Raw genomic sequence first — 22,091 nt, forward strand, 5'->3', positions numbered from 1 at the left:
CTCAGTAACCGGATGTCGGGTCGACGACGGATGAAAGCGGGCGTCCCGCCAGATAGGCGTCGAGATTGGCGAGAAAGCGTTCGCGAATGGCCTCATCCTGGTCGCCGCCGGCCCAGGAGATGTGCGGGCTGATGACGACGTTCGGCATCGCGTAGAGCGGATGCCCGTCCGGCAGGGGCTCGGGCGTGGTCACGTCGAGGGTCGCCTGTCCGATGGTGCCGGCCTCGAGTGCGCGGATCAGCGCGTCCTGGTCCACGAGGCCGCCGCGGGAAACGTTGATGAAATGCAGGCCCGGCTTTGCCGCGCGGAACAGGGCTTCGTCGATCATGCCGGCTGTCTCGGGCGTCAGCGGAGCGGCGACGACGAGATGATCCGCAGCGGCGAAGACGTCTGCGACGCTGCCGCAGGCGATGATGCCGTCCTCGCCCTGCCACGGCGAGCGGCGGCTGACGAGGACCTTCATGTCGAAGGCGCGGGCGCGCCGCGCGATCGCCTGGCCGATCGAACCATAGCCTATAAGGCCGAGCGTCCTGCCGTAGAGGCGGCCGATATCGTGCGGCGTCCAGTCTGCCTCCGCGCGGGCGCGCGTGTCCTCCAGCCGCTTTTCGATGCGGAGCATCGCGGCGAAGACGAATTCGGCGATGGGGACGGCATTCACGCCGCGCCCGCACGTCATGACACGATCCTTCAGCAGCACCGGCGGAAAATTCTCGACGCCGGTCGACTGGGTCTGGACCCACTTCAGCGTTGCGGCGAACCGCCAGTCCTGCGGCGTCAGCCGCCATGCCGTGAAGCTGCCCGTCGCGAGAATCTCGGCCTCGGCCGCTATGCGCCAGGGTTCTGCGGGGAACGGATCGTCGATGACCACGGGCGCGGACGGGTGTTGTGCGATACGTCGCCCGAAATCCGCGCCCAGGTGGTTGACGATGACGGGTTTCCTCGCCGTGTGCATGGCTGTTCCTCCGACGTGCGAGCCTTGCCGGTGCGGCCGCTCGTGACATCTGGTTTGCGGTCGTCCTGCTTATTTTGCCCGGCTCATATTGGCGGGAAGCGAGGAGATGAAGTCGGTTAACTGGTCGCCCAGGAGCTGGACGTGTTCGCTCGCGGCCTTGTGGGCCGCTTCCGGATCGCCGGCATCGATCGCGTCCATGATGCGCACGTGCTCGCTCAGCGTGCTCAGCATGCGGCCGGGCTGATAGGTCGCGCGCATGCGGTAGGCACCGATGCGACGGCGAAGCTGTATGGCCTGGTCGGCGATGAAATGGGTGTGTGCGGCCTCATAGAGGAGGTCATGGAATTGCTGGTTGACATTGTAGAAGGCCAGCGGGTCGCCGGTCTCGTAGGCCTTGACCAGGTCCTCGTGCACCTTGCGCATGGCCGCGCGTTCGGCCTTTGTCGCGCGGCGCGCGGCAAAGCGCGCACAGAGACCTTCGAGCGCCGACATGACATCGAACATCTCGATGAGGGCCGGGATGGACAGAACGGCGACGTGGGTGCCCTGGCGGCCGCGCGTCTCGACGAGACCGATGGCGAGCAGGGCCTTGATGGCCTCCCGAACCGGGGTCCGCGACAGGCCGAAGCGGCGGGCAAGGTCCATTTCGTCCAACCGCTCGCCGGGGGCGAGGCGGCCGTCGAGGATCATCAGTTCGAGCTGCTCGCGCAACTCGCCCGAGCGGGTCGGTGCGCGCGAGCTGTTTGCCGCCTCGGGCAAGCGCGTCTCATCCTGATCCAAATCCAGTACTCCTCTCACGTTCCGCGGAGCGGACAATCGGAACTTCTCTGGCGCCATTTATACTTTTCTTTCACTCATGCATTCAACGTACGGATTCCCGGTATACCAGGCGCGCGATACAAGTTTCGATCTTTTCCACAATCATCGCGGGCGCCTCGACCATCGGGAAGTGGCCGGAGTCGTAGGTGACGACTTCGGTATCCCGGAAGCAGGGCAACGGATCGGGATGGGCGAGCCGCGCGACCCAGCGCGAGTTGAGCATCAGTGCCGGACGCCTCACCAGCGGCCAGCGATCCTCGACGTTCCAGGCGAAGAGGTCGTCCTTGACGTCGAGCGCGAAATCCGCCTGGGCAGCGGCGATCATGCCGTCGGTGATCGACTGCCGGAGGGCCTCGGCCGTGGACGGGTGCACGATGGCGTCCACCATGGCGCGCATGCAGCCGGCATAGTCGATCGCGAACGCCTCGTGACGCCGGCGGATCTCCCGGTCGGAAAGGCGGCCGTAGTAGTCCCGATCGGTCAGGGTGTCGAGGCCGATCAGGGCCCTGATCCGTGAGGGGACGGCGATCGCCACCTCCGTCATGATCGGGCCGCCCATGGAATGGCCGACGAGAACGGCGCCGCCGATGTCCAGGTGATCCAGCACGCGGGCGACGGCTGCCCCCATGGCGCGGATCGTCTGGCCGGAACGGGGCGGCGGCGCCATGCCGCCGAAGCCCGGATGGGAGACTGCGAGGACGCGGTGCCTGCGGGCCAGCTCCGGCGCGATGATGTCCCAGTGCCCGACGCTGCCGCACCAGCCGTGGATCAGCACCAGCCAGTCGCCCTCCCTGCCGAAGGTTCGATAGCCGATCTGTCCGCCCATCGGGGCGTCGAGGGGGATGAGTTCGACGGCTCCGGTCATGGGTCAGCCCTTGATGCCGCTGGTGGTCATGCCTTGCGTGAAATACTTCTGCAGGGCCAGGAACAGCAGGATCAGCGGCAGGGTGGCGACGGTGGCGCCGGCGAAGGTTTCGCCCCAGTTGGGAAGCTGGGTGGGTGATCCCTGCTGGGCGATCGCCACCTGGATGACCTGGTTGGCCGGATCCTGCACGATGACCAGCGGCCAGAGGAAGCTGTTCCACGAGAACAGGAAGGTGATGAGGCCGAGAGTGAGCATCGGCACCTTCACGTTGGGCAGCACGATCGAGAAGAAGATGCGCACATGGCCGGCGCCGTCGATGCGGGCGGCATCTTCCAGTTCCACCGGCAGTTCCTCGAAGGCCTGTTTCAGCAGGAACAGGCCGAAGGGGCTGGCGATCCACGGGATCATGACGCCAGCGAGCGTATTCGACAGGCCGAGGCCGGAGACGACCTGGTAAAGCGGCACCATCATCGCCTCGATCGGCAGGAGGAAGGTGAGCAGGATCAGGACGAAGACGATCCTGGCGCCCGGAAATTTGATCCGGGTCAGCGAATAGGCCGCCATGGCGCAGAGCAGCAGCGTCAGCGCCACCTGGCCGCCGGAGACGATGGCGGTATTGAGCAGCGCAGTCAGCACGTTCGTGCGCTCGAACAGGGTCCGGTAGTTCTCGAACGTGCCGCCGACCGGGAAGAAGGCCTTCCACGACAGGGGTGTGACGTCGTTGAACAGCGTGAGCTGGTTCTTGAACGAGGAGGCGACGATCCAGGCGTAGGGCGCAAGGAAACAGCACAGGATCAGGACGATGACGAGGGCGACGAAGAGGCCGCGCCGGAGAGGGGTACTCTTCATGTCAGTAGTTCCAGCGGGAGCGCAAGAGAGCCATCTGGGCCATGGAGATGGCCAGCACCACCAGCAGCAGAACGACGGAGAGCGCGGAGGCATAACCGGCCTGCTGCATGATGAAGGCGGAGTTGTAGATGTGGTAGACGATCAGGTTCGTGCTTTCCTGCGGGCCGCCCTGCGTCATCAGGAAGGCGGGTGCGAAGGCCTGCAGCGAGAACACGGTCATGATGACCACGACGAAGAGGGTGGTGCGCGACAGAAGTGGAATGGTGACGTTCCATAGCACCTGGCGACGCGTCGCGCCGTCGATGCGGGCCGCTTCAGTCAACTCCACGGGCAGGCCCTGGAGGCCCGCGAGGAACAGGATGGCGCCGAAGCCGACCTGCTGCCAGAGGGTCATGGCGACAAGGGCTGGAAGCGCCTGGTCCGTCGAGGTGAGGAAGGGCTGGTTGCCGATGCCTGCGATGTTCAGAACGCCGTTGATGAGGCCGTTGGAGGGGTCGAGCAGGAAGGACCACATGATTGCGACCACCACCGATGAGGTGACGACCGGCAGCATGATCACGGTGCGGACGAGACCTCGGGCGGGGAGTTTCGAGTTCAGGAACAGGGCGAGTGCAAAGGCGACCGGGATGACGAGCAGCACGACGCCAAGGGCGAAGAGGAAGGTGACGCCGAAGGAAATCGCGGCATCCTCGTATTCGATCATGTCGGTGAAGTTGCGCAACCCGACGAACTTTGCCGCCGCCGGGTTGAGCAGGCTGTAGTCGTAGACGCTGTTGCGGGCCATCACCAGGAGCGGCAGGTACTGGAAGACCAGCAGCAGGATCATGAAGGGCGCAAGGAAGCCGGCGGCGAACATCCAGTCGCGCTTCTGCCGCCTGGTTGCAGGTTTGCGCGTCCCGGTTTTCGGCTGGATCGAGCCTGTGGCCGAGGCCGCGGAGAGGGTATTCGAAGCCGGCATGCCTGTATCCATTGCTGTTAGCGGTCGAGGACCCGCTGAACCTTCTTCTCGGCGTCGGCCATCAGCTCGGCCGGATCGCCACCGAAGGCCACGGCGCGGAGCGCGTCGGTGACCAGCTTGTCATACTGGGCGAACTTCGGGCCCGGCGGGCGCGGCTGGCCCCATTCCTGCAACTGGTCGATGAAGACCTTCATCGGATAGTTGCCGTAGACCTCGAAGCGGGGGAACAGGCTCTTCAGCGTCGGCAGGTTGCCGCGCTGGCTGACGTTCATGTAGGCATATTCGCCCCAGGACATGTCGACCACGAACTTGGCGGCGATCTCAGGATGCTTGGAGCGGGCGGTGGCGCCGATTGTCGTCGAGCCGGTGTGGACGACGGGGGTCTTGAAATAGGGGATCGGCGTGATGCCCCACTCGATCTTCGGATCCTTCAAAAGAGCGCTGCCGGCGGCCGGCGTGTCGATGTAGAAACAGGCCTTGCCGTCGAAGAAGGCGTTGGGGATGCCGACCTTCGGCGCCACGCCCTCGGCGTTGAAAAGCGACTGGTAGAACGTCAGCGCCTCGATGGCTTCCGGGGTGTTCAGGTAGCCCTCGACCGAGTTGCCATCCGGGGACAGTGCCCAGAAGGTCTTGTAGGCGCTGCTATCCGGATCTGCCTTCGGATCGCCGGCAGAGCGCTGGTAGATGAGATCCTGATAGACGAGACCCGGCTGGCCATTGCCGAAGCGGGTCGGGCCGAGGCCCCAGACGGTCGGCGCGCCGGCCGGTCCCTGCTGGCAGGCCTTGAAGGCTTCCAGCGCCTGCGGCCAGGTCCAGGCCTCGTCAAGGGTCTGGGGCGGCTTGATGCCGGCGGCCTCGACCAGCATCTTGTTGTAGTACATGGCGACGGTGGTCTGCTCGATACCCGGCGAATAGACCTCGCCCTCGTAGCTGTGCTCTGCCTTGGTGGCGGGCAGGATGTCCTCGTCCCAGCCTTCCGGCAGGTATTTGGTGATCGGCAGGAGGATGCCGGCGGCGGCGTAGGACCGTGTGTTCGGACCGTCATAGACGAGGATGTCCGGCGGGTTGGAACTGGCGGCCTGGACGGAAATGGTGTCGGCGAGCTGAGCGAAGGGAATTTCGTTGATCTCGAAATTGACGCAAGGGTTTTCCTTCTGCCAGGCCTCCATCGGCGCCGGATAGGGATAGTTGCCGGGCGTGCGCAGGATGCGCAGCGTTACCTCCTCGCCGGCGCAGGCAGCGGCGGCGTCCTGCGCATATGCCCCGGTGCCACCGAGCGCCGTCGCGCTGAGCAGGCCGGCAAGGAATAGGTTGCGAGCATTCATCGGCTGTTCTCCTGGTTATCGAAGTCTGCGAGCGTAGAGGGCTCCGGTCTCAAAGGGCGCGGCCGGTATCCGGATCGAAGAGCGAGATGCGGTCGAGGGCGACGCGTAGCGCCTGCTCCCCGCCTTCGCGCACGGCCAGTTCGGGCGGCAGCATCGCGGAACAGGCCACGCCTGCGAGCGTGAAGTGGACGAGCGTCGTGGGGCCGAGCAGTTCAGCCATGTCGACAGTCGTGATGAAGGCTGCGGCGCCATCGGCGAGGAAATGTTCCGGCCTGATGCCGATCTCGATGCCCTTGCCGACGTGTCGCCGAAGCGCTTCCGCCCTGGCCGTCGGAACGGGGATCGCGACGTCGCCGATCTGGAGGGACACGCCGGCGTCTGTCCGCATGACGGTCGCCGGCAGGAAGTTCATGGTCGGGCTGCCGATGAAGCCGGCGACGAACCGGGTAGCCGGCCGTTCGTAGAGTTCCTGCGGCGTCCCCTGCTGCTCGATCCTGCCCTTGTTCAACACGACGACGCGGTCGGCCAGCGTCATGGCCTCGATCTGGTCGTGGGTGACGTAGATGGTGGTGGCGCTCAGCCGCTTGTGCAGCCTGCGGATTTCGGCGCGCATCTGACCACGCAGTTTTGCGTCGAGGTTCGACAATGGTTCGTCGAACAGGAAGACGGCGGGATCGCGTACCATGGCGCGACCCATGGCGACGCGCTGGCGCTGGCCGCCGGACAGTTGCTTGGGGCGTCGCTCGAGAAGGGCCGAAATGTCGAGTACTTGGGCTGCGTCCTCGACGCGGCGGCGGATTTCCGCCTTGTCCATGCCTGCGAGGCGCAGGCCGAAGCTCATGTTCTGCGCCACCGTCATGTGCGGATAAAGCGCGTAGTTCTGGAACACCATGGCGATGTCGCGCTCGCGCGGCTCCCGTTCGTCGACCCGGCGGCCGCCGATCCAGATCTGGCCGTCGGAGAGCTCCTCCAGGCCGGCGATCATCCGCAGCGTCGTCGATTTTCCGCAGCCCGACGGGCCGACGAGAACGACAAATTCGCCGCTATGAATGTCCAGGTTGAGATCCTCGATCGTGTTGGTCGAGGCGCTTTCATAGGTCTTGCCCACATTCTTGAGGGACACGTCTGCCATGGGATCTTTCCGGCTGTCCTTTGGGTTCCGCCCTGTCGGGCTATTCGCGACAGTGATGGCATTTTCGTATTCACGCAATACGTATGCGTATACAAAATATCGATTTCTTGCGAAAATTGATGATGTGCAAATTTTTGAGGCGGATTGCCTGTAGTCTTTGACTAAGCAGTAGGCAAATTCCTATTTCTGACTGGTTTGTGGATAAAAATTTCCTCAGTTCGCCAAAAAGTCATGGACAGCTTCAAAATTTATCGTATGCAATATGTTGAAATATGTATTCAGATAGGAGATGCTGGTGGAACTTAGTCTTGCTGGAAAGACCGCGCTGATTACCGGCGCGTCTCAGGGCATCGGGCATGCGATCGCAAAAGTGCTGGCGGCCGAAGGATGCCACCTTCACCTCGCCGCCCGGAACGGCGCGGCGATGGAGGAACTGAAGAGGGAGTTGGCCCGGTATCCGGTCGACGTGAAGGTGCACGAGGCTGATCTCGGCACCACCGAGGCCATGGTCGCACTCGACAGGGCATGCGGCGACTACGACATCCTCATGAACAACGCCGGCGACATCCCGGCTGGCTCGATCGAGGACGTGACCGACGAATCGATCCGTCGCGGCTTCGACCTCAAGGTCTTCGGCTACATCACGCTCGCCCGCGAGTTCTGGAAGCGGCGCAAGGGCAAGGGCGGCGTCATCATCAACGTCATCGGCAATTCCGGCGAGAACTGGGATGCCGCCTATTTTGCCGGCTCGACGGGCAACGCGGCGCTGATGAGCTTCACCAAGGCGCTCGGCGGCCGCAGCATGGACGAGGGCATCCGCGTCGTCGGTGTCAACCCGGGCCCGGTCGACACGCCGCGCATGTTCAAGATCATGAAACGCAAGGCCATCGACATGCTGGGCGACGAATCCCGCTGGGAGGAGCTCTACGAGAAGTATCCGGGCAAGCGTCCGGCAACGGCCGAGGAGGTCGCCGATCTCTGCGCCTTCCTCGCTTCGCCCAAGGCCGGCTACATCAGTGGAACGGTCGTGACGATCGATGGCGGTATAGCCGCGCGCGGTTCGGTGATCTGATCCGCCATGGCCGACGCTCGCACCCGCAACCGCTATTTCGACGACCTGTTCTCCACGCCGGATCTGGCGTGGATGGGGCAGAACACCAATCACGTGCCCGCCCATCCGGCGGTCACCGAAGCCATGGTCCGTTCGGTGGAGGCCGGCGAGTTCAACGCCTATGCGCCCCCCATGGGGTTCGAGGCGCTGCGCAGCGCCATCGTCGCCGATCTGGGCGCCGGCGCGGCCGAAGCGCTGGTGACCGAGGGCGGCGTCAACGCGCTTGCGATGATCTGCAAGGCGCGCGCCCGGCCGGGCACGACGCTGGTGACCACCGATCCCACCTGGAAATGGCCGTGCCTGTTCGCCGAACAGGCCGGTGCCGAGGTCATCCAGATCCCCATCTATGATCCGGCGGTGAACTACAAGCTGACGCCCGACGCCCTGCGCGCCGCCGTCGATGAGCGCTGCGCGATCATCTATATCGTCGATCCGAACAATCCGCTCGGCATCCGCTACGATCGCGAGGAGATCGAGGCTTTCGCCGCGATCGCCCGTTCGGTTGGCGCGCTGATGATCCACGACTGCACCTATCGCGATTTCGCCGATGGCCATACGCCCGTGCTGCAGGTGGCGCCGGAGGGCACCGTGGTGTCGCTCAGTTTCTCCAAGTGGCTGGGGCTCGCCGGTATGCGCATCGGCGCGCTCGTCGCCGAGCCGAAACTGGTGGACGAGTTCGGCGCTGCCTCGACCTCGGTTCTCGGCGCCTCGGTGGTTGCCCAGCGCGCGGCGATGGCCGGCCTCGCCGTCAAGGCAGAATGGATGCAGGAGGTCCGCAGCCTCGACCGCGCCAACAAGGCGATCATCGTCGAGGCGGCGAAGGCGGCGGGACTCGCGGTTCCGATCCCCGTCTCGCACGGCAACTTCCTGGTGCTGGAGACGGCATCGACCGGCGTGTCGCCGGAGGCGATCGTCGAGGCTGCGCGTCGCGAAGGCGTGATGATCCGCCAGGGGCGCTATCATACGGCCGCTTTCGGCGATCGCTTCATCAAGGTCTCGACCTCGGTGCCGGGTGCCTGGGCGGAGCGCTTCTGCGAAGGCCTGCCGCGCTATATCGAAACCGCGCGCACGCTCAACGACGTACCGGCCCTGTTCTAGGGCCGGCTATTCCTTCGACACGCGAAGAGGCTTTCATATGTATGCGACCGCCAGGGATGGAACGAGGCTCTACTACGAGACGGCGGGAGCGGACGGTGCGCCGATCCTGTTCATCCACGAGTTCGGTGGAAACTACGATGCCTGGGAGCCGCAACTGAGCTTCTTTGCGCGTCGCCACCGCTGCATCACCTATGCGGCGCGCGGCTACGCCCCGTCCGACATTCCGACGGATGTCGAGATGTATTCGCAGGCGATCGCCGCCGAGGACGCTGTGGCCGTGCTCGATCATCTCGGCATCGAGAAGGCGCATGTCGTCGGCCTCTCGATGGGTGGCTTCGCCACTCTGCATTTCGGCCTTCGCTTCCCGGAGCGTGCGCTGTCGCTGACCATCGCCGGCGCCGGCTACGGCACGGAGCGGGAGACCGCCGACTATTTCCGCAACACCTCGCTGAAGGTGGCGGAAAACTTCGAGAAGGATCCGGCCGGTTTCTCGAAGATCTATTCTCTCGGCGCGAGCCGGGTGCAGTTCCAGAACAAGGACCCGCGCGGCTGGGCCGCCTTCGCCGACCGGCTGTCGCGGCATTCGGCGATCGGCGCCGCCAACACCATGCGCGGCGTGCAGTGCCGCCGCCCGTCCTTCTGGGATCTCGAGGACGAGTTGAAGCGGATGACGGTGCCGGCGCTGGTGATGACCGGCGACGAGGACGATCATTGCCTGCAGCCGTCGATCTACCTGAAGAAAATGCTGCCCGCCTGCGGGCTCGCCATCCTGCCGAAGACCGGCCACACGCTGAACCTCGAGGAGCCGGCGCTGTTCAACGCGCTCGTCTCCGACTTCATCGCCCAGGTCGATCAGGGGGCATGGAAGGTCCGTGATCCCCGCGCCGATCCCGGCCAGGTCATGCGGACGGAGTAACGGCGATGGCAAGGCCCGGGATTTCCGCCGACCGGCTCTGGGCGCGCCTGATGGCGCTCGGCGAAGACGGCGCATTGCCGGGGGGCGGCGTCAACCGCCAGGCGCTGTCGGAGGAGGAAATCCTGGCGTGGCGGCGCATCATCGGCTGGGCAAGCGAGGCCGGTCTCGTGCCCTCCACGGATGCAGCCGGCAATCTGTTCCTGACACTTGAAGGTTCCGTTCCCCACCTGGCGCCCGTCGTCGCCGGCTCTCACATCGACAGCCAGCCGACGGGCGGTCTTTTTGACGGGGCGTTCGGAACGCTGGCCGCACTCGAGGCGGCGACGGTCATCGCGGAGGCCGGGCTCGTGCCGGAGCGATCGATCGTCGTCGTCGGCTGGATGAACGAGGAGGGCAGCCGTTTCGCGCCCGGCATGATGGGTTCGGAGCTCTTCGCCGGCCTGCGTGCGCTCGAGGACGTGATGGTGGTTCGCGATGCGGACGGCATCGGCGTCGGCGAGGCGCTGAAGCGCGTTCACGACTGCTTTCCGGAAATTGGGCGCCGGCCGCTCGGCTTCCCGATCCATTCCTACATCGAGCCGCATATCGAGCAGGCAGACGTTCTGGAAACAGCAGGCGCCGTGATAGGCGTCGTTTCCGGGATCCAGGGCAAGAAGACCTATGAAGTGTCGGTGGCCGGCCGCGAGGCGCATGCGGGCACCGAACCGATGGAGCGGCGGCAGGATGCCGTACAGGCCTTCGCCCGGATGGCGACGCGCATGCATGAGGCGATGGCCGGTGACGACCGCGTCAAATTCACGATCGGCCGCGTCGTGGTCGAGCCCAACGCGCCATCGGTCGTGCCCGCCAGGGTTACCTTCCGCATCGATCTGCGGCACCCCGACAATGCCGCGCTTGGTGCTTTCGGCGCGCAATTGGAGGCGATCGCGCTGGCCGAGGCCGGCGCTTGCGCGGTTGAAATCCGCCGACTGGTCGATGCGCCGTCGAACGGCTTCGACGAAGGGCTCAGGGCGGCGATCCGGGCTTCGGCCGATCGCCACGGCTTGCGCTCGCTCGACGTGCTTTCGGCGGCCGGTCACGATGCCCGGCAGATGGCGCCGCTGACCCGCAGCGCCATGATCTTCATCCCGTGCCGAGGCGGCATCAGCCACCATCCCGACGAATGGGCGGAGCCCGCCCATGTCGCCGCCGGCGCCGCCGTTCTTCTCGACCTGCTCCTCCAGGAAGCGGGCGTTCCGTACAATCAAGGAGATGCATGATGAGCACTGCCGACGACATGGCTGAAATGCCGGTCCAACTGCCGCGCAATCCGGCTAACGAAGCCGAGGCGCGCAGCCGCTACTTCAATTCCGGCAATGCCTTCAACATCAAGCTTCCTCCGGTGCCGGGCCATATCTTCGTAGACGAACCGGCGAAGGCGATGGCGATGGAGAAGACCGGTTTCATCGATTGCGACCAGTCCGACCAGATGCAATGCGGCTTCCCGGCGACGACGCCGCTGATGCTGGCACGCTACGCGGTGGTGAAGGCCGGCGAGACGCTCGACACCACACTCACCAACACGGCTTCGATCTGGTATGTGATCACCGGCAAGGCCGGGCTCGTGGTCGGCGCGGAAAAGGCCGCCCTTGGCAAGGGTGATGTGTTCCTTCTGCCGGGCGGCGTCGCATCGGCGATCACCGCCGAGGTGGACTGCGTGTTCTGGGCCGTCGGCAACGACCCGCAACTGAAGTTCGATACCTCCGTGCCGGTGACCGGTGCCGAAGCCGCCGTCGCGTTCGTGCACTATCCCGCGGGCGAGATCGCCCATCAACTGGACGTGGTCTACAGCGCCAACGCCAATGCCAGCACTTCCGGCCACGCGCTGATCTTCTCGGCGGCTAAGACCGAGGCCGCCCGCAACATCACGCCGACGATGACGCTTTCGCTCAACACGCTGAAGCCGAAGAGCTTCCAGCCGCCGCACAAGCACAATTCGGCTGCCATCACGCTCGTCGTTTCCGGCGATCCGGCCTATTCGATGGTGGCGGACCAGCAGTGCGACTGGTCGCCCTGGGCCACGCTCGTCACGCCGGCGGCCGCCAAGCACAGCCATCACAACGATGGCAAGACGCGGGCCGAGTTCCTGATCGTCCAGGACGGCGGCTTCTATTATCACGCCCGCACGATGGGCTTCGAGTTCTACTGATGCGGCTGATCATCGACACCGATACGGCGGGCGACGACACCTATTCGCTGCTCCTGGCGATGCGGACGCCCGGCTCGACGCTGGAGGCGGTCAGCGTCTGCGTCGGCAACGTCCCCTTCGATCAGCAGGTCGGAAACGCGCTTGCGACCATCGAGGCGGCGGGCTTTTCCGGCAAGGTGCCGGTCTATTGCGGCGCGCGCCGCCCGATGGTGAAGCCGTGGGAGGCCTCGACCATGCATGGCGACGACGGAATGAGCGGAGCCAACCTGCCGATCGCCCGCCAGCGGCCGGAAACGATGCATGCCGTCGACGCCATCATCGAGAAGGTGATGGCCGAGCCGGGCGAGATCGACATCCTCGCCCAGGCACCGCTGACCAACATCGCGCTGGCGGTGATGAAGGAGCCACGGATCGCCAAGGCGGTGCGTCACCTCTGGATCATGGGCGGCACCGACAACTCCGTCGGCAACATAACCCCTTGTGCCGAATACAATTTCTTCATCGATCCGGAGGCCGCGAAGATCGTGTTCGAAGCCGGCTTCAGGATCACGCTGTCGACCTGGACGCTGACCATGCGCTCCAGCCTGTTCGAGGCGGAGCAGTTGAACGAGATCTTCGCGATGAACACGCCGCTTTCGGAGTTCTACCGCAAGGTTTCAGCCGTGCCGCGGCAGACGGCCGAGGTGCGTTATGGTCGGCCGATGAGCACGCATCCGGATTCGCTGACCTGCGCCATGGCGCTCAATCCGGGGCTGATCGAGGCCGCCCGGGACGCGGTGGTGCGGATCGAAACCGCAGGCGAAATCACCCGCGGCTTTTCGGCGGTGCATCCGCCGGTGCTCGGCAGTCGCTGGCCGGAATACAAGGTCAATGCCCGTGTGGTCGAGCAGGCTTCGAATGACGGCTTCTTTCGCATGATGAAGCAGGCCCTGTCGTGAGCATCGCGTCGCAGCGGTGCCGAATTGACGTGCCTCTATTTCGATCATCGCCTGCACAATAAATGGGATATTTTGCGTGCACCAATTATGTAATTGCATGCAATTATCGAGCGTACGTATAATTTTATGAGGTGGCATGCTCACAACGGGGATTTTCGACCATAGAATTCGTCACGCGGACAGAATATCCGGCACTTGCATGGAAGTCTGTTTCGGTTACGGTCTGGCATGAGGCTTGCTTGTATTCTTTCAATGCGGAACTGCATACGCGCAGGAGAAGAGAATGACCCAAGGAACGATGGCACTGTCAGACGAAGGTTCCCGCGGAGCCGCCGCCGATGCGACGGGATTGATCGATCGTCTCGGGTTTTCAAGTGGAAAGGTGACCATGTCGACGAATGTCAAGCTCGAGGCCGTTGAGCCTGCCGTGACGGGGGAGGGCGAAAAGCCGCTGATCGAACTGCGGAATGTCTCCAAGACGTTCGGCGCAGTCAAGGCGCTCAGCGATCTCGAGGTCTCCATCCGTCCGGGGGAACTGGTGACGGTGGTCGGGCCGTCCGGCTGTGGCAAGAGCACCCTCTTCAACATACTGGCCGGGCTGGAGGAGCCGGATCCCGGCAATGTCCTGCGGCTGAAGGGCGTGAGTTCGACCGCTTCCGATCTGCTCGGCAAGGTCTCGTTCATGCCCCAGCGCGACCTGCTGCTGCCGTGGCGCAACGTCATCGACAATGCCATCCTCGCGCTCGAAATCGAGGGCATGCCGCGCTCAGAGGCGCGCAGGCAGGCCATGGAAATGCTGCCCGAATTCGGCCTTGCCGGTTTCGAGGCACAGTATCCGAACCAGCTTTCCGGCGGCATGCGGCAGCGCGTGGCGCTGATGCGCACCTTCCTGTTCAAGCGGGACCTGATGCTGCTCGACGAGCCGTTCGGTGCGCTCGATGCGCTGACCCGCACGATGATGCAGCGCTGGCTGCTGGACGTCTGGCAGAAACACAAGCGCACGGTGCTCTTCATCACCCATGACGTCGACGAGGCGATCTTCCTTGGTGACCGGGTGCTGGTGATGACGGCCCGACCCGGCCGCATAAAGCTCGAGCAGGTCGTCGACCTGCCGCGTCCGCGCAAGGCTGACATCGTGACCTCTCCGGAATTCATCGCGCTCAAGAAGACCCTGCTCGAGGCGATCGAGGAGGAAAGCATGAAATCCTTCCAGGTTTCCGGACACTGACACGAACGACGAGGATCGAACGATGAGCGACCATTATTCCGGCCGTCCCGACCATATTCCCGAAGCCGAGTGGAAGGCGCGTGTCGATCTCGCCGCCTGCTACCGGATGGTGGCCCGGCTCGGCATGGACGACCTGATCTACAATCACATCTCGATGCGCGTGCCCGGGCATGAGGACCAGTTCCTGCTGAACCCCTACGGCTTCCTGTTCGAAGAGATCACCGCGTCCAGCCTCGTTCGGATCGACACGCAGGGCAACAAGCTCGACGACACGCCCTACACGGTGAACAAGGCCGCCTTCGTCATCCACGGCGCGATCCACAAGTCGAGCCACGACGCGGCATGCGTGCTGCATACCCATTCGGACGCCAGCGTGGCCGTGTCCTGCCAGGAACAGGGCCTGCTGCCGCTCAGCCAGTTCGCCATGCGCTTCTACCAGCGCCAGGCCTTCCACGGCTATGAGGGCGTCGCGATCGACCTCGACGAACAGGAGCGGCTGATCCGTCATCTCGGGGGCAACAAGGTGATGCTGATGCGCAATCACGGCATCCTGACGGTGGGCCGTACGCCGGGCGAAGCCTTCATGCTGCTCTACTATTTCGAACGCGCAGCCCGCATCCAGCTCGACCTGCAGGCAGCCGCGGCGTCCGGCGCGAAGCTGGTCGTGCCGCCGCACGAGGTTTGCGAGAAGGCGGCCCACCAGTTCTGGGAGAGCAAGGGCGACATTCTCATTGCCGGCGAACGGGAGTGGCCGGCCTTCCTGCGTCAGCTCGACAGGGAGGGATCCGACTACCGGCAATAAGCTGGGTGGAGGTCAACGACAAACATAAAACCAACAGAGAGGTTCCATGCTTAACAGACGTAACGTACTCGCCGCATTCGCGGCCGCCGCCATCGGTCTCCAGGGTATCGGCATGGGCGCCGCTCCCGCCGCGGCCCAGGACATGGTCGATGCCAGCCTGCGCCTCAAGTGGCTGACCCAGGCCCAGTTCGCCGGCTTCTACGTCGCCCTCGAAAAGGGCTACTACAAGGAAGAGGGCATCAACCTCACCATCAATCCAGGTGGACCGAACCTCCTGACGGAAAACCTCGTGGCGACCGGCGCCGATACCTTCGGTCTCTCGGGCGGCACCGACAGCGTGTTCGCAGCCCGCGACAAGGGCATGCCGATCGTCTGCATCGGCGTTTCGCATCAGGTCACGCCGTTCGTCTTCGTCTCCCACAAGGATGGCCCGGTCCAGACCGTCGCCGACTTCAAGGGCAAGAAGATCACCACCTGGTTCACCGGCGCCAACCATGTGCTGTCGGCCATGCTGTCCAAGGTCGGCGTCGATCCGAAGGAGGCCGATATCCAGCCGCAGCAGGTCTCCGTCACGCCCTTTGTCGACCGCCAGGTCGATGTCGTCACCGCCACCCGCTACAACGAGCTCTATGTGATCAACCAGCGCGTCGGCAAGGACAAGCTGGATCTGTTCGTGCCGGAAGACAGCGGCGTCTCCTTCCCGCGCGACACGCTGATCGTCTCCGAGCAGACTGCGGCGGAGAAGCCGGAACTGATCGAGAAATTCCTGCGCGCCAGCGTCAAGGGCTGGAAGGATGCCTTCGCCAACGAGAAGGAAGCGATCGACATCATCATGAAGATCTCGCCGACGCTCGATCGCGCGCAGCAGGAGTTCATGCTGACCGAGGTCAAGACGCTGATGACCGCGGGCAAGGCTTCGACCGATGGCCTGTTCACCATCGACAAGACCGCTGTCGGCTCCGCCAACGACCTGCTGGCCCAGTATGGAGTGATCTCCAAGCCGGTCGATCTCGATGCCGCGTTCAACGCCAGCTTCATCGACACGATTCCGGCCGAGGAAAGGCGCCTGTGACCGGCGTCAGCACATCCGCCGCAACCCTGCCCGTCGCATCGACGGGCAGGGTCCACGCGGCCGTGAAACCCGTCCTCTGGCTGGCGCTGGGCCTGCTGGCGATCGAGGTTCTCGTCATGGCCCTCGAGATCCGCCCCTACTACCTGCCGCGGCCGAGCGCGATTGCCGCCAACATCATGGCGACGCCCGGCGCCTATCTGGCCGGGCTTTGGCGCACCTTCCTGGAAACCGCGCTCGGCTTCGTCGCCGGCAGCCTGTTCGGCGTGCTGATGGCGGTGATCTTCCATCGCTGGGTGACGTTGAGGGAGCTGTTCTTTCCCCTCTTCGTGGTGTCGCAGACCATTCCGGTGATCGCCTTCGGCGCCGTCGTCGTCCTCTGGTTCGGCAACACGCTGTTCGCCAAGGCCGTCATCTCCTTCTACATCAGCTTCCTGCCGGTCACCGTGAACACGCTGCTCGGTTTCTCCTCGGTCGATCCACGTCAGGTACAGCTGATGCGCAGTTTCGGCGCGAACGACGTCCAGATTCTGCGCCGGCTCTACCTGCCGGCCGCGTTGCCGCAGCTTTTCGTGGCGCTGAAGCTCGCCTCCTCGCTGGCTCTCGTCGGCGCGATCGTCGGCGAATGGTTCGGCGATACCACGGGTCTCGGCGTGCTGCTCCTGCAGGCCATGTACAACGAGAATGTCGTCGGCATCTGGGCGACCATCGTCGTTTCCGCCTGTCTGGGCATGGGTCTTTATTCCCTCGTCTCCCTTGCCGAGCGGAAGATCGTATTCTGGGGAGGCGAGCAATGAGTGCCTACATGCAGTCAGACAGCGCGCGCCAGATCGGACGCGGTCTTGCCGGTGCTCTCCTGGTCGCCGCAATCTGGGAATTGTCCGCGCGCGGGCTGAACCTGCCGGCCTACGTGCTGCCTTCCGTCACCAGCATTCTGGGCGGTCTGGTGAACGATGCCGCAAGCCTGGCCAAGGCCGCCCGCTACACGGCGGCGGAATCCTTTGCCGGCTACGTCATCGGCTGCCTGGTCGGCATGGCCGCGGCCGTACTCGTCACCATGATCCCGGCTGCCCGCTCTGTGGTGCTGCCGCTGGCGACCGCGATCAATTCGGTGCCGGTCGTCGCCTATTCGCCGCTGGTGCTCCTGTGGTTCGGCATGGGCATGGCCTCGAAGATCGTGATGGTGGCGGTCGCCGTCAGCTTCACGATCTTTCTCAGCACGATCGCCGGGCTCGACCGCGTCGACCGCAAATCCGTCGACCTGATCCGCTCCTTCGGGGCCGGCCGGCTTGCGGTGCTCTGGCGCCTGCGCCTGCCGACCGCGCTGCCGCTGATCATTGCCGGCATGCGCGTTTCCACCGTTCGCAGCGTCATCGTCGCCATCGTAACCGAGATGCTGGGCGCCTATGACGGGCTCGGCTGGATCATCTACCAGGCCGTGCTGCAGATCGATTTCGTGAAGGTCTGGGCCGCGATCATCGTTGCATCGTCCATCAGCCTCACCTTCTTCGGCGCCATCAGCTTCATCGAGCGGCGCTACGTGTTCTGGAGATAGACAAAAGCATGACACGCAAGATTCACCTCGGCCTCTTCCTGCTGGGCACTGGCAGCCACGTCGCAGGCTGGCGGGTGCCGGGTGCGATGGACAGCTTCCAGGACATCGGGATGGTCAAGAAGATCGCGATCGAGGCCGAGCGGGGCCTGTTCGACCTGATCTTCATGGGCGACAATCTTCATGCCGATCCGGCCGCCCACCCGTCCTATACCGCGCGCCTCGAGCCGCTGACGCTGCTCTCGGCGGTGGCCGGCGCAACCACGCACATCGGCCTCGGCGCCACCGTTTCGACGACCTATAGCGATCCCTTCACGGTCGCGCGCCTGTTCGCGTCGCTCGACCATCTGAGCGGCGGGCGCGCGGCGTGGAACGCGGTGACGACCGCCAATCCGACGGCCGCCGCCAACTTCGGCACCCTTCATCCCGACCACTCGAAGCGATACGAGATCGCCGAGGAATTCCTGACCGTCGTGCGCGGGCTGTGGGATTGCTGGGCGGACGATGCGATCGTCGCCGATCGCGAGACGGGCCTCTACATCGATCCGGCCAGGGTCCGCCCGCTCGATCACGAGGGGGCACACTTCAAGGTCAAGGGACCGCTGAACATCGGGCGTTCGCCGCAGGGGCAACCCGTCATCCTGCAGGCGGGCGGCTCCGGTCCCGGCCAGGAACTAGCCGCCAAGTCCGCCGACGTCGTCTTCTCGGTGACGCAGGATCTCGACGACGCGCGCGTCTTCTACCGCTCGGTCAAGGACCGGCTGGCGGGATACGGGCGATCAGAAGATTCGATGGTCATCCTGCCCGGCGTGATGCCGATCGTCGGCCGCACCGAGCGCGAGGCGCACGACAAGCTGGCCCGGTTGCAGGGCTTCGTCAGCGAGACCAATGCGCTGTCGTTGCTTTCCGACCGCTTTGGTATCGACATGAGCGTCCACGATCTCGACGGTCCCATTCCACCCGACCTCGTTCCCTCCGACAGCTACCACGCCTTTGCCCGAGTGATGCTGGAAAAGGCGAAGCGCGACAACATGCGCCTGCGCGACGTCTACAACCTGATGGCGGCCGCCCGCGGGCACTGGGTGCTGTGTGGCACGCCGGACTATGTCGCCGACACGCTGGAAACCTGGTTCACCACCGGGGCGGCCGACGGCTTCAACGTCATGCCTTCGCATTTCCCGGACGGGCTGACCGATTTTGTCGACATGGTCGTGCCGATCCTGCAGGAGCGCGGGCTCTACCGCACGGAGTACGAAGGAACGACGTTGCGCGACCGCATGGGCTTCGCACGGCCGGAACGCGGCTGAGGGGGTGGAGACGTGGGTATCATGAGCTACAGCTTCGACACGATCGAAACGGCGGATTTCCGCAACGGCATGTCGCGCCTCGGGGCGGCGGTCAACATCGTGACGACACGATCGGCGGAAGGCCCGTTCGGGTTTACGGCCTCGGCCGTCTGCAGCGTCAGCGATACGCCGCCGACGCTGCTTGCCTGCATCAATCGGAAGAGTTCCTGTTTTCCCGCCTTCGAAGATGCGCGTTTCTTTTGCGTCAACACGCTGGCGCCGGGGCATGAGGCGCTCTCCAACCTGTTCGGCGGCAAGACCGCGATGGCGGAACGCTTCTCCGCCGGCCGCTGGATCGACGGCAGGACCGGCGCGCCGGTGCTGGCGGACGCTTTGGTAAGCTTCGAATGCGAACTGTCGCATGCCTTCGACGAGGGCACGCACCGCGTCCTGTTCGGCCGCGTCATCGATATCCGCGCCACCGATAGCGATGCCGCCCTCTTCTACTGCGCCCGCCGCTATGTGGCGATCAACGGTGCGGGATAGAGCCGCGGGCTGCGTCGGATCCGGCTCAAGGCTCAGCCGGTCTTCTCCACGATCGGCGGGATCTGGACGACTGTTGGCCCGGTTGCGCCGGATTCGATGATGGCGAAGACGGCCTCCAGCATCCTGGGTACGTCCTGGCGGACCATCTCGATATGGTCGCCGAGCATGGCGACGAAGGGGTCCCAGTCGAAGCATCCGAGCTGGGGCACGCGGTCGGCGTAGTGGCCGGAACGGCGGATCCAGCGCATCACGCCTTCCAGGGAAATCGTCGAGTTGACGAACATGCCGCGCGGCAGATCGCCTGTGCGCTCCGCCAGTTGCCTCATGGCGCTTTCCGCCTTTTCGGGGGCGTAGCCGCAGGTGAGCACCAGCGTCTCGTCGACGGTCACGCCGGCCTCGGCATGGGCGTCGCGAAACCCTCGCACGCGCTCCAGCGTGTTGTGGTCCGTGCCGCGGCCGCCGACGAAAAGCAGCGGGGTCTTCTCGCCGTATTCCTTCTCGCAATTGGCGAGAACGCGACGCGTCAGTTCCAGCGCGCCGCCATGGTTGTCGGAGATGACGGAGGGCGCCCGGGCGCCGGGCAGGTCGAGATTGACGGTCCTGACACCGGCGGCGGCGCACAGTTCCATGACGCGATCCGGATCGGTGGCCCCGGTCGCGATCAGGCAGTCGACCTGATAGGAGAGCATCGCGCGCGCGGCGTCCAGCTCCAGCGCCGGATCGCGCATCGTGCAGGTGATGATCGGAAACAGGCCGCGTTCGCGCGCCAGCGCCTCGAACTGTTCGACGATCGAGCCGAAATAGCGGTTGTCGTATTTCGGAACGATCATGCCGATGATCTTCGAGCGGTCCCGGCGCAGCACGCTCGCCTGCATGTTGAGCGCGTAGCCCTGTTCCTCGGCGAGCCTGGTGATCTTTTCGGCGAGCCTTGCGCTGATGCGGCGCTTCTTCCAGTTGCCGTTCAGGACAGCGCTGACGGCACTGGCAGACGTGCCTGCCAGCTCCGCCAGGTCGTAGATGGTCGTCCTTTTCGTCTGCGTCGTCCGGGTCACATTTCATCTCCGTTTCGACGCCACCTTGACACCAATGTGGTTTGGTGACAATTCTTGCTTCATCGATTGAGCACGCATGCTCAATCGATGAAGTCGCTTGAACAGCAAGGCTGACCCAAGGGAGGAGTCAGACAGGGCACCGATGAGCCGGACGTCGTGGCGCAAGCCGCGGCGAGGGGTTCCTGCGCGCCGATCGGGGCGCGGGAGACGTCGGGACTGTCTCTCTGGAGGCTTGAGGTCGCCAGCGAAGACGAGCGGAAAATCAACCGTGGAGGAACCCAATGAAGACGCTTTCCCATCTGCTCGCATCGACCGGCATCGTCCTGTCGCTCGGCAGCGCCGCCTATGCCCAGGAAAACGCGACCGTCGCCTTCCTGATGCCCGACCAGGCCTCGACCCGTTACGAGCAGCACGACTATCCCGGCTTCAAGGCCGAGATGGAGAAGCTGTGCCCGAGCTGCACGGTGATCTACCAGAACGCCAATGCCGACGTGGTGCTGCAGCAGCAGCAGTTCAACTCAGTAATCGCGCAGGGCGCCAAGGTCGTCGTGCTCGACCCGGTCGATTCCGCGGCCGCTGCTGCCCTCGTCGAGATCGCCCAGTCGCAGGACGTCAAGGTCATCGCCTATGACCGCCCGATCCCGGACAAGCCGGCCGACTATTACGTCTCCTTCGATAACCAGGGCATCGGCCAGGCCATCGCGCAATCACTGGTCGACCACCTGAAGGCCAAGGGCGTTCCCGACGGTGCCGGCGTTCTGCAGATCAACGGCTCGCCGACCGATGCGGCCGCCGGCCTCATCCGCGACGGTATCGATTCCGCGCTCGACGCTTCGCCCTACAAGACGCTCGCCGAATTCGACACGCCGGACTGGGCGCCGCCGAAGGCGCAGGAATGGGCCGCCGGCCAGATCACCCGCTTCGGCGACGAGATCAAGGGCATCGTGGCTGCCAACGACGGCACGGGCGGTGGCGCGATCGCAGCGCTGAAGGCTGCCGGCGTGAAGGAAATGCCGCCGGTCACCGGCAACGACGCGACGATCGCGGCGCTGCAGCTCATCATCTCGGGCGACCAGTACAACACGATCTCGAAGCCCTCCGAAATCGTGGCCGCGGCAGCGGCGAACGTCGCCGTCAAGCTCCTGAAGGGCGAAACGCCGGAAGCGACCCACAAGCTCTACGAGACGCCCTCGCAGCTCTTCGTGCCGGCCGTGGTGACGGCGGAGAACATCAAGGCGGAGATCTTCGACAAGGGCATCAACAAGCCGGAGGAGATCTGCACCGGCGAGTATGTCGAAGGTTGCCGCAAGCTCGGCATCATCCAGTAACATCGCCGTCGTGTCCGGCCGCCTCGCGCGGCCGGACATCCTTGTCGACCGAAAAGTCAGTCCAAAGGTTTCAGGGG

The 22,091-nt window shown here is 64.6% G+C and carries 22 protein-coding genes; 14 read left to right on the forward strand and 8 right to left on the reverse strand.

Annotation, left to right across the window (positions count from 1 at the left end; all coding sequences use genetic code 11):
* Position 1 precedes the first annotated feature (1 nt).
* The 7 genes from LQK81_RS12460 to LQK81_RS12490 all read right to left on the reverse strand — a co-directional run bounded on the left by LQK81_RS12460 (position 2) and on the right by LQK81_RS12490 (position 6,900).
* Positions 2-952, reverse strand: coding sequence for an NAD(P)-dependent oxidoreductase (locus LQK81_RS12460; RefSeq protein ID WP_230806628.1), 951 nt, complete (start codon positions 950-952; stop codon positions 2-4).
* Between the two features lie 69 nt (positions 953-1,021).
* Positions 1,022-1,789 carry a GntR family transcriptional regulator gene (locus tag LQK81_RS12465; protein ID WP_230806629.1) on the reverse strand — a complete coding sequence of 256 codons (768 nt, stop codon included), beginning with the start codon at positions 1,787-1,789 and terminating at the stop codon, positions 1,022-1,024.
* A gap of 25 nt (positions 1,790-1,814) precedes the next feature.
* Entirely contained in the window at positions 1,815-2,636 is an 822-nt protein-coding gene (locus LQK81_RS12470) for an alpha/beta fold hydrolase (protein ID WP_230806630.1), read from the reverse strand.
* 3 nt (positions 2,637-2,639) lie between these two features.
* A complete protein-coding gene (locus LQK81_RS12475) occupies positions 2,640-3,485 on the reverse strand; it encodes a carbohydrate ABC transporter permease (RefSeq protein ID WP_230806631.1) in 846 nt (281 codons plus the stop codon).
* Position 3,486: 1 nt separating this feature from the next.
* Positions 3,487-4,443, reverse strand: coding sequence for a carbohydrate ABC transporter permease (locus LQK81_RS12480; protein WP_230806632.1), 957 nt, complete (start codon positions 4,441-4,443; stop codon positions 3,487-3,489).
* A 17-nt stretch (positions 4,444-4,460) separates the two neighbouring features.
* Positions 4,461-5,768 carry an extracellular solute-binding protein gene (locus LQK81_RS12485; RefSeq protein WP_230806633.1) on the reverse strand — a complete coding sequence of 436 codons (1,308 nt, stop codon included), beginning with the start codon at positions 5,766-5,768 and terminating at the stop codon, positions 4,461-4,463.
* A 49-nt stretch (positions 5,769-5,817) separates the two neighbouring features.
* On the reverse strand, positions 5,818-6,900 hold the full coding sequence (locus LQK81_RS12490; protein ID WP_230806634.1) for an ABC transporter ATP-binding protein: 1,083 nt from the start codon (positions 6,898-6,900) through the stop codon (positions 5,818-5,820).
* A 295-nt stretch (positions 6,901-7,195) separates the two neighbouring features.
* On the opposite strand from LQK81_RS12490, the gene LQK81_RS12495 reads away from it, so the two are divergent.
* The 13 genes from LQK81_RS12495 to LQK81_RS12555 all read left to right on the forward strand — a co-directional run bounded on the left by LQK81_RS12495 (position 7,196) and on the right by LQK81_RS12555 (position 19,634).
* Positions 7,196-7,972, forward strand: a complete 777-nt coding sequence (locus tag LQK81_RS12495; RefSeq protein WP_230806635.1) for an SDR family oxidoreductase — start codon at positions 7,196-7,198, stop codon at positions 7,970-7,972.
* A gap of 6 nt (positions 7,973-7,978) precedes the next feature.
* On the forward strand, positions 7,979-9,109 hold the full coding sequence (locus LQK81_RS12500; protein ID WP_230806636.1) for a pyridoxal phosphate-dependent aminotransferase: 1,131 nt from the start codon (positions 7,979-7,981) through the stop codon (positions 9,107-9,109).
* A 37-nt stretch (positions 9,110-9,146) separates the two neighbouring features.
* The gene (locus tag LQK81_RS12505) at positions 9,147-10,025 is read left to right on the forward strand and encodes an alpha/beta fold hydrolase (protein ID WP_230806637.1); all 879 of its coding nucleotides are present in this window, start codon (positions 9,147-9,149) and stop codon (positions 10,023-10,025) included.
* A gap of 5 nt (positions 10,026-10,030) precedes the next feature.
* Complete coding sequence (locus LQK81_RS12510; RefSeq protein ID WP_230806638.1) at positions 10,031-11,284, forward strand: hydantoinase/carbamoylase family amidase; 1,254 nt, start codon at positions 10,031-10,033, stop codon at positions 11,282-11,284.
* Positions 11,284-12,213: a cupin domain-containing protein gene (locus LQK81_RS12515; RefSeq protein WP_230806639.1), complete on the forward strand. Its 930-nt coding sequence runs from the start codon at positions 11,284-11,286 to the stop codon at positions 12,211-12,213. The genes LQK81_RS12510 and LQK81_RS12515 overlap by 1 nt, the downstream gene beginning before the upstream one ends.
* Positions 12,213-13,151: a nucleoside hydrolase gene (locus LQK81_RS12520; protein WP_230806640.1), complete on the forward strand. Its 939-nt coding sequence runs from the start codon at positions 12,213-12,215 to the stop codon at positions 13,149-13,151. Before LQK81_RS12515 ends, LQK81_RS12520 begins: the two co-directional genes overlap by 1 nt.
* 388 nt (positions 13,152-13,539) lie before the next feature.
* Positions 13,540-14,379 (forward strand): ABC transporter ATP-binding protein, encoded by an 840-nt coding sequence (locus LQK81_RS12525; RefSeq protein ID WP_230806641.1) that lies wholly within the window; start codon positions 13,540-13,542, stop codon positions 14,377-14,379.
* Between the two features lie 22 nt (positions 14,380-14,401).
* Positions 14,402-15,181 (forward strand): class II aldolase/adducin family protein, encoded by a 780-nt coding sequence (locus tag LQK81_RS12530; RefSeq protein ID WP_230806642.1) that lies wholly within the window; start codon positions 14,402-14,404, stop codon positions 15,179-15,181.
* Positions 15,182-15,227: 46 nt separating this feature from the next.
* Positions 15,228-16,253 (forward strand): ABC transporter substrate-binding protein, encoded by a 1,026-nt coding sequence (locus tag LQK81_RS12535; protein ID WP_230806643.1) that lies wholly within the window; start codon positions 15,228-15,230, stop codon positions 16,251-16,253.
* On the forward strand, positions 16,250-17,047 hold the full coding sequence (locus LQK81_RS12540; protein WP_230806644.1) for an ABC transporter permease: 798 nt from the start codon (positions 16,250-16,252) through the stop codon (positions 17,045-17,047). The genes LQK81_RS12535 and LQK81_RS12540 overlap by 4 nt, the downstream gene beginning before the upstream one ends.
* Positions 17,044-17,805: an ABC transporter permease gene (locus LQK81_RS12545; protein WP_230806645.1), complete on the forward strand. Its 762-nt coding sequence runs from the start codon at positions 17,044-17,046 to the stop codon at positions 17,803-17,805. Before LQK81_RS12540 ends, LQK81_RS12545 begins: the two co-directional genes overlap by 4 nt.
* An 8-nt stretch (positions 17,806-17,813) precedes the next feature.
* Positions 17,814-19,109, forward strand: a complete 1,296-nt coding sequence (locus tag LQK81_RS12550; protein ID WP_230806646.1) for an LLM class flavin-dependent oxidoreductase — start codon at positions 17,814-17,816, stop codon at positions 19,107-19,109.
* Between the two features lie 21 nt (positions 19,110-19,130).
* Positions 19,131-19,634, forward strand: coding sequence for a flavin reductase (locus LQK81_RS12555; protein ID WP_230806647.1), 504 nt, complete (start codon positions 19,131-19,133; stop codon positions 19,632-19,634).
* Between the two features lie 32 nt (positions 19,635-19,666).
* Here LQK81_RS12555 and LQK81_RS12560 read toward each other — a convergent pair whose 3' ends face one another.
* The gene (locus LQK81_RS12560) at positions 19,667-20,686 is read right to left on the reverse strand and encodes a LacI family DNA-binding transcriptional regulator (RefSeq protein ID WP_230806648.1); all 1,020 of its coding nucleotides are present in this window, start codon (positions 20,684-20,686) and stop codon (positions 19,667-19,669) included.
* A 281-nt stretch (positions 20,687-20,967) separates the two neighbouring features.
* Between LQK81_RS12560 and LQK81_RS12565 the strand changes: the two genes are divergently transcribed.
* Positions 20,968-22,014 carry an ABC transporter substrate-binding protein gene (locus LQK81_RS12565; protein ID WP_230806649.1) on the forward strand — a complete coding sequence of 349 codons (1,047 nt, stop codon included), beginning with the start codon at positions 20,968-20,970 and terminating at the stop codon, positions 22,012-22,014.
* The last annotated feature ends 77 nt before the right edge of the window (positions 22,015-22,091 follow it).

Source organism: Rhizobium sp. GN54, from assembly GCF_021026345.1.
Lineage (GTDB): Bacteria > Pseudomonadota > Alphaproteobacteria > Rhizobiales > Rhizobiaceae > Mycoplana.